The organism is Serratia nevei, from assembly GCF_037948395.1.
Lineage (GTDB): Bacteria > Pseudomonadota > Gammaproteobacteria > Enterobacterales > Enterobacteriaceae > Serratia > Serratia nevei.
In genome coordinates this window covers 5,075,329-5,085,649 of record NZ_CP149940.1, presented here as the reverse complement: position 1 = coordinate 5,085,649, position 10,321 = coordinate 5,075,329, and the positions used below count along the sequence as shown (strand labels likewise).

General features: G+C 62.6%; 10 protein-coding genes. 1 reads left to right on the top strand and 9 read right to left on the bottom strand.

Going from position 1 to position 10,321, the window contains the following annotated elements; genetic code table 11:
- Positions 1-199: 199 nt before the first annotated feature.
- Entirely contained in the window at positions 200-1,039 is an 840-nt protein-coding gene (locus tag V8N38_RS24305; RefSeq protein WP_087762451.1) for a DMT family transporter, read from the top strand.
- On the opposite strand, the gene V8N38_RS24300 is transcribed toward V8N38_RS24305, so the two are convergent.
- From V8N38_RS24300 to V8N38_RS24260, 9 genes are all read right to left on the bottom strand, one after another.
- Positions 1,036-2,529: a PLP-dependent aminotransferase family protein gene (locus V8N38_RS24300; protein ID WP_060424451.1), complete on the bottom strand. Its 1,494-nt coding sequence runs from the start codon at positions 2,527-2,529 to the stop codon at positions 1,036-1,038. The genes V8N38_RS24305 and V8N38_RS24300 overlap by 4 nt on opposite strands.
- A 79-nt stretch (positions 2,530-2,608) precedes the next feature.
- Positions 2,609-3,232 carry a LuxR C-terminal-related transcriptional regulator gene (locus tag V8N38_RS24295; protein WP_060441415.1) on the bottom strand — a complete coding sequence of 208 codons (624 nt, stop codon included), beginning with the start codon at positions 3,230-3,232 and terminating at the stop codon, positions 2,609-2,611.
- Positions 3,233-3,340: 108 nt separating this feature from the next.
- Complete coding sequence (locus tag V8N38_RS24290) at positions 3,341-3,880, bottom strand: fimbrial protein (protein ID WP_038871490.1); 540 nt, start codon at positions 3,878-3,880, stop codon at positions 3,341-3,343.
- A 17-nt stretch (positions 3,881-3,897) separates the two neighbouring features.
- Positions 3,898-4,902 (bottom strand): fimbrial protein, encoded by a 1,005-nt coding sequence (locus tag V8N38_RS24285; RefSeq protein WP_060424454.1) that lies wholly within the window; start codon positions 4,900-4,902, stop codon positions 3,898-3,900.
- 14 nt (positions 4,903-4,916) lie between these two features.
- A complete protein-coding gene (locus tag V8N38_RS24280) occupies positions 4,917-5,528 on the bottom strand; it encodes a fimbrial protein (protein ID WP_047729654.1) in 612 nt (203 codons plus the stop codon).
- Between the two features lie 11 nt (positions 5,529-5,539).
- On the bottom strand, positions 5,540-6,286 hold the full coding sequence (locus tag V8N38_RS24275) for a molecular chaperone (RefSeq protein WP_147840523.1): 747 nt from the start codon (positions 6,284-6,286) through the stop codon (positions 5,540-5,542).
- 24 nt (positions 6,287-6,310) lie between these two features.
- Positions 6,311-8,812 (bottom strand): fimbria/pilus outer membrane usher protein, encoded by a 2,502-nt coding sequence (locus V8N38_RS24270; RefSeq protein WP_157800492.1) that lies wholly within the window; start codon positions 8,810-8,812, stop codon positions 6,311-6,313.
- Positions 8,813-8,883: 71 nt separating this feature from the next.
- Positions 8,884-9,435 carry a fimbrial protein gene (locus tag V8N38_RS24265; protein WP_038871475.1) on the bottom strand — a complete coding sequence of 184 codons (552 nt, stop codon included), beginning with the start codon at positions 9,433-9,435 and terminating at the stop codon, positions 8,884-8,886.
- 91 nt (positions 9,436-9,526) lie between these two features.
- A complete protein-coding gene (locus tag V8N38_RS24260; protein ID WP_147840522.1) occupies positions 9,527-10,057 on the bottom strand; it encodes a fimbrial protein in 531 nt (176 codons plus the stop codon).
- Between the last annotated feature and the right edge of the window lie 264 nt (positions 10,058-10,321).

Sequence of the window (10,321 nt, the reverse complement as noted above, 5' to 3'; positions counted from 1 at the left end):
TTTATCTGAAAAATAGAACCTGGCCCCGGCAAGCGACGCCGGGGAACGATGTTCTCTTTCACTATGACATCGCCTCGCGGGTTGCCGATTTCGGTATGCCTCAGGCGTGCGGAGCGTTCACATGACGGACAGTCAGTCTGAAAAAACTCTCGTTGTTCCCCCTGCTCATCCCGCCGCCGGGCATTCGGCTCAGGGCTGGATGAACGGCTTCCTCGGCATGATGATCTTCAGCGGCTCGCTGCCCGCCACGCGAGTGGCGGTGCTGGAGCTCGATCCGCTGTTTCTGACGGCGGTCAGGGCGGCGATCGCCGCCTTGCTGGCCCTGTGTGCGTTGCTGATCACCCGGCAGGCGCGGCCGACGCGGGCCGATTTGCCGCCGCTGCTGTTTGTGGCGCTCGGCGTGGTCATCGGTTTTCCGCTGCTGACGGCGCTGGCGCTGCAGCACACCACGTCGGCGCATTCGCTGGTGTACATCGGCCTGCTGCCGCTGGCGACCGCCGGTTTTGGCGTTTTGCGCGGCGGAGAACGGCCCAAGCCCGCTTTTTGGGCTTTTTCAGGCGTCGGCGCCGTGCTGGTGGGCGCTTTCGCGTTGAGCCAGGGGAGCGGCGGTGCCTGGCAAGGGGATGCGCTGATGGTCGGGGCGGTGTTGCTGTGCGGCCTGGGCTATGCCGAAGGGGCGGTGCTGTCGCGCCGGATCGGCGGCTGGCAGGTGATCTCCTGGGCGCTGGTGGTGGCGTTGCCGTTGACGCTGGCGGCCACCTGGCTGGCGGCGCCGGCCGGTTGGCCTGCGATCAGCGGCGCCGCCTGGCTGTCGCTGGTTTACGTCTCGGTGTTCAGCATGTGGATTGGGTTTATTTTCTGGTATCGCGGCCTGGCGCAGGGCGGCATCGCCGCCGTCGGACAGTTGCAGCTGCTGCAGCCGTTCTTCGGCCTGGCGCTGGCGGGCTGGCTGCTGCATGAGACCGTCCAGCCGATGATGATCGCCGTGATGGCCGGCGTGGTGGTTTGCGTGTTCGGCGCCAAACGTTTTTCCCGCTAGGCGCCGCTGCCGGCGCAGGCCAGGATCACCTGTCCGAGCCGTTCCACCGCCTGTTGCACCTGGCGGTCGGCGTAACCGCCCAATCCCAGCACCAGACCCGGCTCACCGTGGCCGGGCGCATACATCGGCGACACCGCCCGCAGCGCCAATCCGGCTTCGTTGGCGCATTGGGCGACCCGCACGTCATCGAGATCTTTCCTCAGCCACAGCACCATGTGCATGCCCTGATCGCAGGGCTGCACTACCGCCAGCTCCGCGGGGATATGCGTGTTGATCGCCTCGATCAGCACCCGGCGTTTCTCGGCGTAGACGCCGCGCATTTTGCGGATATGGCGGTCGAGATACCCTTCGGCGATAAAGGCGGCCAGCACGTGTTGATCCGCACTGGGTGGATGGCGATCCATCAGGATCCTGGCGCCGCAAAAGGCGTCGACCAGCGGCGGTGGCACGATGGCGTAACCTAGCCGCAGCGAAGGGAACAGCACCTTGCTGAAGGTGCCGAGATAGAGCGTCCGTTCGGGCGCCAACCCCTGCAGCGAAGGGAACGGGTGACCGGCGTAGCGCATCTCGCTGTCGTAGTCGTCTTCCACGATCCAGGCCTGCCGCTCTTTGGCCCAGGCCAGCAGGGCGCTTCTTTTCGCCATGCTCATCGGCATGCCCAGCGGATATTGATGCGACGGCGTGACAAAGGCGGCGCGGGCGTCGGCGGCCAGACGCACGCCGGCGGCAACGTCGATGCCGTCGTCGGCGACGGGCACCCTAATCATGTGCCGATCGCGAAACAGGCTGTCGAAAATGGCGGTAATGCCGGCGTAGGCGGGATCTTCGACCCAGGCGCTGTCGCCGGCGTCCAGCAGGATCTGGGCGGCCAAATAGAGCCCTTGTTGCGTGCCGGAGGTGATGAGGATTTGCTGCGGCGTGCAGTTTACCGAGCGGGAACGGCGCACATAGTCGCAGATGGCTTCGCGCAGCGGCAACGCGCCCAGCGGATCGCCGTAGCCCGACGGGGCGCCCGGGCCACGTGCCCGGATGCGGTTGCCGAGCCGCCGCCAGACATCGTCGGGCGCGGTATCACCGATCGGCACCGAGACGGTGAACGGCACCGGCGGCAGCGCCCGTGCCTGGGCGGCGAAGCGCGCCAGATGCTGCGCCTGTGAAGAAAGCGGCACCGCTACCGCCGAACTCGCCTGCACGTTGGCGTGCGGCGTGCGCCGCGGCGCCTGATAGTGAGCGACCCGGGTGCCGGAGCCGGGCTGCGGTTCGAGAAAGCCTTCCGCCGTTAGCTGAGCGAATGCTTCCAATACCGTGCCGCGTGCCAGATTCAGCGCCGCTGATAGCCGGCGCGTCGAGGGCAGCAGATCGCCCGCTTTCAGATCGCCCCGGTGGATGGCCTGGCGCAGGGCCTGCGCCAGCTGGTGGCTAAGCTGGCCCGCCAGGCGATCGAGCTCGCCGATGGCGGGGACGTCAACGACTTTGGCTGTTCTGGGCATGCATTCCGGCTCGTTTTGCAGTACGAAAATGAGTATTCAGAGTAAACCACTCTGGCGTCACTCGCGAGCCTGTTGTTGCTCAGCCAAGCCCCCGCTGATTCAGCAGCACCTTATTCAACTCGCTGTTTTTGCGCACGTTCAGCTTGCGCATCGCCGAACGCTTGTGGGCGCTGATGGTTTTCTGGCTGCGCTGCAGCAGGCCGGCGATGCTGCAGGCGGACATGCCGCTGCTCATCAATCCCAGCACCTTTTTCTCGCAGTGGCTGAGCGCGGCGATGCGGCAGGCCTGGCATTTCCACATGCCGGCGGCATGCAGCGCCATCCACGGATGCTGGATGAATTTTTCCAACGCCATTTGCAGCTTGAGACGGATGGCGTAGGCCGAATCGCGCCGATGGATGCTGAACAGCGGCGGCAGGTTTTTCACCTGTTGCTGGGTCGTGTCGTCGAGGATCAGCAGAGTCAGCTGCCGCTGGCGCGGGATGCCGTAGGGGCTCTGATAACAGCAGGCGCAGCCCCAGCGCTCTTCCGGCGTGCGGAACACGATTTCGATGTTATCCAACGCCTGCAGCGCCAGCGGTGAGAACTGCGGATACCGGCGCTGGCATTCGTTCAGGGAGTGCAGATAGTCCTGCAGCAGCAGACGCAGCCCCTGCTGGTAGAAGTTATCGCTGTCGAACAGCGTGAAGCGAATATCTGGCATGGGTGGCTCCTTAAAAAGCCGCGGCACCGCGCCGGAGCGAACGGTGACGGCCAATCGCCGGCGTTCGCGCGCCGGTCGTTTTCCTGATTTCCCTGGGGCGGTGCGGGCTTATTGGTACGCCAGCACAAAATTGGCGACGGACGTGAATTCGCCTTCGGTAATGCTTTGGTTCTGAATCGCACTCGGCCGCCCCTGTACATAGGCGGTGAAGTTCAGGCTGTTGGGGCCGTTTTGCAGCGCGACGGCGCTGGTGGCCTTATTCAGATCGATATCTGCACCCTGATGATCGAACAGGGCGATGGCGGCGCCGTTCGCGCCGTTGTTGATCGCCAGCTTGCCCGGCAGCTCTCCGTCTTCGGTGCCGCTGAAGGTCACGCTGACGGATTTGAACACCGTGGTCTTGCAGTCGGTCAGCTTGATGCTGAACGGCACCGGCGTGGTGTGGCCGTAGCGGTACAGGGTTTTGACGATCACCGTGCCCATCTCCACCAGTTGATCGGCGGACTGCGGTTCGATATTGCACGGGCGGCTCACCACGGTGCCGTGGAACTGCACCGGCGCGCCGATAAGCTCGGTGTTCGCCGTCGCCGGCATGGCGGTAAACCACCAGGGCACGCAGCTCAGCAGCGCTAAAGCGCGTAGACGCATTTTCGTTCCTCCCTCGGTTACTGGAATGCCGCCACGATGGTGGCCGATGCGTTGAATTCCCCTTCGCCGATCTCTGCGCCGCCGTTGGCGAACGGTGCCGCCACCAGGTTCCAGGAGCCGCCGTTGCCGATGTTCGGCACCGGGTAAAACTCATTCGGGATAACCAGCTGGCCGTTGTGCGTCAGCCGGATGCCGAGATCGTTCTTGTCGGTTTTGAACACCTCGTTGCTGAAGGCGGCCGCCGTGCCCGACACCGCCAGCTTGATGTTCAGCGTACCGTCCTCGAAGCTGCCGCCCTCGCACTGGAAGCGCACCGGAATGCTTTGCGGGTAGTTCGAGCCGTTGAGATCGCTGCCGCCGATCTCGCCGAACTCCACGTTGATCAACTGGCCTTCGTTCACCACGCATTTATCCGGCACGTAGAGGATCGCGGACTGGATGAACACCTGCGCCATCGGGTTGGGGCCGAAGCCGCCGTCGGTCGAGCCGAGGCGGCCGTACATCTCGATGATCTGCCGATCGTTAATCTCAACGCCGTTGATGATCTTTTTGCGCACCCGGAAGGTGATCTTGCCTTTGGAGCCGCTGCCGTAGTTGTTGACCTGCAAGTACGGTGGCCGGCAGCTGTGTTGGTTAAGCAAATTCGATTCGTTGTAAAAAGGCACGGTGACGTAGGCGTTCTTGTTGCCGGCGATCCACACCTCGGCCTTTAAATCCAAAAAGTCATTCAGTTTTAAATAGCCATTGCCATAGTCGGAGGGGGGCAACGCCGAATCCGACTTGTAAAAGTGCGGGCTGGTGGGGATGGGGGTATCGCAATACACCTTGCCGGTATAGGTTCCGCCCAGGTCATAGGGAAACAGTTTGGTGAACCCCACCTGGTTAGTGATGTTGGTTTCATTCAGATCGATATAGAACTGTTTCGGCCCGCCGTCCGGCGTGACGTAGCCGTTGGCCCAGGCGGCGGGGGCCGCCAGGGCGATCGCCAGCGGCAGGCAGAGTTTGGTCAGTTGAGTTTTCATCGCGTTCTCGAGCCTCACAGGTAAATCACCTGAATGTGCGCCACGGCGGCGAACCCGGCCGCCATCACCGCCCGCTGGGTGGACTCCACGCTGGCGCTGAACCACAGGGTGTTGCTGCCGGGTTGCAGAATGTAGGGGCGGCTGCGCTGATTCAGCTCCAGCGCCTGGCCCTGCTGGTCTTGCAGCCGCAGGCCGATGCCCTGCACGCCGCCGTTCAACTTCAGCAGCGACGGGTTGTCGACGTCGCTTTCGCCGAGAAACACCAGCGTCGCGGCCTGCTCTCCCTGCAGATAGAGGCGGCCGGCGTCGCCGTTGCGCGGGCCGGCCGGGTTATCTGCCAACGCGCGCGCGCCCAGCAGGCAGTTGCGGAACGAGAGGCGAAAACGCACCGGCGCGCTGCGATCGCCGGCGTTGCGGAAGTCGCGTGCGCTGACGTCGCCCAGATCGACGGACTGATCCCGGCTGTCCGGCGTCAGGCTGCAGGGGGAGCTGAGCAGGCCGCCGTGAAAGCTGACGGTGCCGGTGGTGCCTTCGATCACGCCCAGCGGCGTTGCCGCCAGCGCGCTGCCGCCGCACAGCAGTGCGCCGAGCAGCAGCGGGCGCAGTCGATCGGTGAATTCAGCCATGCTGGACCTCCTTATTTTTTCTCGGGCACGGCGGTGCAAACGTTGCCGTTGCAGGCGAAGCGCAGTTCGGGGTGGCCGCCGTAGTCGTTGATGTAGGTGATGACGAAGCTGTTCATGCCCGTGTCGTGCAGCTTGAGGCTTTCGCTGGATTTCGGCTTCAGCATCAGCGGCTGAAAACCGCCGATCGCGCCGCCGCCCTGTTTTTGCGTCTGCCGCGTCATGCCGGTCAGGGTGATGTAAAACGGCGTCGGGTTGTCGACGGTGACGGTGCCGCCGCTTTTACGGAACACCAGCTTTTCCTGCCACACCTGGCCCTTGGGCGCGACGATGGCCTTCGGCCGGTAGAACAGTTTGATCTGCGTTTGCAGCGCCAGCTGCATCACGTTGGTTTTGGTGCTTTTCGGCGGAATTTCGCGCAGGTTGAAGTAGAACACCGACTCGCGATCCTGCGGCAGGCGATCTGCCTCCGGCGTCTTGGTGATGCGCACTACGCTGCGTTCACTCGGCTCCACGCGCTGCAACGGCGGCAGCACCACCAGCGGCGAGGTGATTTTCTGGTGCTGCTCGTTCTCCAGCCAGGACTGCGCCAGGAAAGGCAGCTCTTTGTTTTCGTTGACGATATTCAGGCTGATCGATTTGGCGTCGCTCACATAGACGGCGCGCGTGCGATCCAGCGATATCGCCGCATCGGCGGTGGGCAGTACGGCGGTCAGGGCCAGGCCGGCGGCGGTCAGTAGCGTTATCGGGTGTTTGTTCATGTCATTATTTCTCAGCGTTACGGATTACAGGGTGGCGCACGGCAGCAGCAGCTGGTCCAGCGGCTTGGCGGCGCCCGGGATCACGATGCGGCAGCGGCGTTGGCCTTCCCAGGCGACGTCCAGCTTTTCCTCCGGCTGCACGCCGGTCAGGTAGACCGAACCGCCGTCGTTGACCACCGCGACCTCGCGGCCTTTTTCGCTCAGCACCGCGGCGCCGAACGGCGGTTCGCTGCCGTCCGCGAGGCGAATGGTGGCCAGCAGCTTGCTGCCTTTCACCACCTCGAAGTGGCGGTAGCCGATCGCGCCTTCGGTCAGCGTGCCTTGCACCACGGCGCGAGTGGCCTCGACGTCGTCCGCCAGCTTGTTGACGTCGATGCGGGTGTCGGTGTTGTAGTAGCTGGTGATGTCGGAAATCACCGCCAGCCCGAAACGGTTGCTGTAGGCGCGGCCGTTGTTGATCGGCACGCCGGCGATGCCGTCGGTGTCGAGCATCATGCGGCTGCCGCCGTTACTCGAGTTCTGGTGCGCCGCGATACCGTGTCGGGTGGCGGTGAGGCCGCCGCGGAACGAGCCGCCGATCGACGAGTAGCTGTCCTGCTGGTAAGAGGCGCTGGCGTTCAGCGAGCCGAACGAAGCGTTATGGGTGTAGTACCCGCGCGCCAGCGATTTGCCGGACTGATTAAAGCCGCCGCTGACCTGCCAGGTATTGTCCGGATCGCTGTAGTCGTTGTACGACGCGGTCTGCGTGACATCGCCATTGTTGGTTTGCAGCGCATAACCGACGCGCCGGCGATCGCCGATCGGCACGGTGAAGTTGAGCATCACGCTGTCGTCGGTGCGGCCCTGGTAATAGGTGCGGTAAGCCGACAGCGAGGCGGTGATGTTGCTGATATCGCCGACGCTGAACAGCTTGCTGGCCGACAGCCCGTAACGATCCTGAGTTCGCGCATCCCAATAGGTCTGGTGCGAGTAGGTCAGGTAGGCGGTGATCGCCTTGGCGCTGTCTTCCGCCATAAAGGTTTTGCTGGCGGTGATGGTGTACAGCTCTTTCTGACGGCCGTTGTAATTCTTGTCGTAATCGCCGTAACGCTCCTGCAGGTACTGCGACATGTTCATGAACTTGCGCTGTGAGAAGCGGTAGCCGGCGAAGGTGATCTGGCTGTTCAGCTCGTCGAAGCGTTTGGCGTAGTTGAGCTTGAACGACATGCCGCTGGCGGTCGGTTCGCCGGGCAGGCGGGCGATCGACTGGGTGACGTCCAGCGACATGGCGCCGAACACGTTCAGATCGCGGCCGAGGCCGAGCGCCCAGGCGTTATAGTCGCCGCCGAGCAGCGCGCCGCCGTACAGCGACCAGGCGTTACTCAGGCCCCAGGAGAAGTCGCTGGCGGAAAACAGCGGCCCCTGGGTGCGGTGGTCGTAGGCCGAGGTTTTGCCCAGCGCCACGTTGTAGCGCACGTAGCCCGGTCGGGTCAGGTACGGAATGGTGGCGGTATCCACCTGGAAGGTCGAGACGGTGCCGTCTTGCTCTTCCACCTTGACGTCCAGCTTGCCGCGCACCGAGCTGTTGAGATCCTGAATGGCGAACGGCCCGGCGGGCACGGTGGTTTCGTACAGCGTGCGGCCTTCCTGCGAGACGGTGATCTTGGCGTTGCTCTTGGCGATGCCGCGCACTTCCGGCGCGTAGCCCTGCAGGTTGGGCGGCAGCATGCGCTCGTCGCTGGCCAGGTTGAGGCCGGTGAAGCGATAGGCGTCGAACACCCCGGAGTCGAGGTAGATCTCGCCCAGCGTCAGCTTGGCGGCCTGCATCGGCAGCGCGCGATAGGCGTAGATCTGGTTCCAGTCGAAACCGGTGCTGCGATCGCCGGCCTGCTGATTGTAATTGGACTGGAAGTCCGCGCGCAGGCGCCAGGCGCCCAGGTTGGCGCCCAAGGTGCCGTAGCTGCTCAGGTTCTGGGCGGTGTTGTTGTTATGGCTCTGCTTGCCTAGCTGGCCGCTGATGTTGTAATCCAGCAACAGGCCCGGAATGCCGTCATCCCACTGTTCGGGCGGCGTCCAGTCGGGATCGGAGTATTTCATCCACGCCTGCGGGATGGTGATCGCCAGCACGCCGCCGCCGATGCGATCGGAGACGGTCGCGCCTTTGATGCCGCGAATGTCGGCGCACTGGTTGTCGTGCCACAGGGTGACTTTTTTGGCCGCTTCTTCTTTCAGCGCCATTTTTTCCACCAGGTCAGGCGGCAGGCACACCTGGCTGCCGCTTTTGTTATCCGGCGACGGGAAATACTGAATGCTGCGCTGGGGCAGCGTTTTCTGGTTGATCTTGATGTCCAGCAAATAAGCGCCGGGCATGACGTAGTCGGCATCGGAGAAACGCGAAAGATCCACTTTGCTGCGCTCGCCGATGTCCAGAACGTCGGTATTGAACTCCGTGGCGGAAAATGCCGGACGCACCCAGAGGAAAGATAGAATGACGAGGAGAGGTAGGTGTTTCCGTGTCAGTAATGACGTCATAGCATAATCACTCATGGCAAGTCCGCGCCCAATAGCAGGTCATCCGTACGACCTGAATACGTAATGCTGTGCAGCGCCCGCCGGCGCTAGAGATAAGACAGGGTGAATTTGGCCAGAGAGCTGAAGCCGCCCGCCCGCGCCTTGTCGGGATGCAGGCGCAACTGCGCGCCGAAGCGCAGCGTGTTGTCGCCGGCGACAATCTGGTAATCCGCCGTCGTGCTGCCGAGCGGGATCGGGGTGCCGGCATCGGTCAACAGCTCGATAGCCACCCCCTTCGCCTCGCCGTAAACGCCCAGCAGAGAAGGATCCCGGCTGTCGGCGGTGCCGTCGAACGTGACGTTGGCCGCGCGATAGATGAAGTCAGGCTTCACCTGGCTGGCCAGCTCGCAGTTCACCAGTTTGATCGTGAAATGGCGGCGGCTGCCGATCAGCACCGACTGCCCGTCCTGCGAAGCGTCGCTCATGGAGATCAGCCCGAAATCGACGGTTTGATCCAGGCTGTCGCTGGCGATGCCGCACGGCGTTTCGACGATGGTGCCGCCCAGGCTGACTTTGCCGTGGCCCTGATTTTTCGCTGCCGCCGCCGCGTTGCCAACGCTGAGCGCGATGAGCAACAGGCCGCAAAGGCGGATAGTCATACTGGCGTCTCCCTGTCTTTCCCTGTTCCCTTGCCGGTATCCTCGGCATGCAATAAAGCGGGGGATGCCCTGAGACATCCCCTGTGGGGTATTACAGGTAAGCCAGGGTGAAGTTCGCCACGCTGGTGAAGTCGCCCGGTACCACGGTGCTTGAGGCGCTGCTGCCCTGCAGGTAAGCGGCGAATTTCAGCGAGTTGTCGCCGTCGTTCAGGCCCTGGCCGTCGGTCGCGGTGCCCAGTTCCACTTCTTTGGAGTGCAGGTTGTCGTAGATCACGATGCCGGCGCCGGTTGCGGTGCCGCTCAGAGCCAGCAATTTGCTGTTGATCGGATCAGGCGTGCCGGTAAAGGTCACTTTGACGTTTTTCATGGTGGAGATGGAGCAATCTTTCAGTTCGATGTTGAAAGGCTGCATGCTGGATTTACCCTGGTTGGCCAGGATGCGGCTGCTGATCTGGCCCATTGGCACGGTCTGATCAACGGATTCCGGCGCGACGCTGCATGGCGCATCGATAATTTCGCCGGTAAAGGTGACTTTACCGCTGCCCTGATTTGGTGCTGCATGCGCAACAGATGCGGAAGCGAAAGCAATCACGGTTGCCAGCATTAATTTATTCAGTTTCATTTCTCAGGTTCCTGTAGAGAGTTTTTAAATAAAAAGAACAGCACATCTAAATCCCCCGCGGCGGCGGCAACGCCATGTCGCCGGCCGTGCGGTTGGAGCCAGATCCTTTTGCTCTGGGCAATACGCCAACATCCGTTATTTATGAGAAATAACGAGATTTGGAAAATCGACAATGGATTTTCTGGTAAATAAAATACGAGTTTTATGTGTGGCGTGTTGCTGGGAATATTCTTGCAAATAATAGTATTGCTTGGAAATAGATTT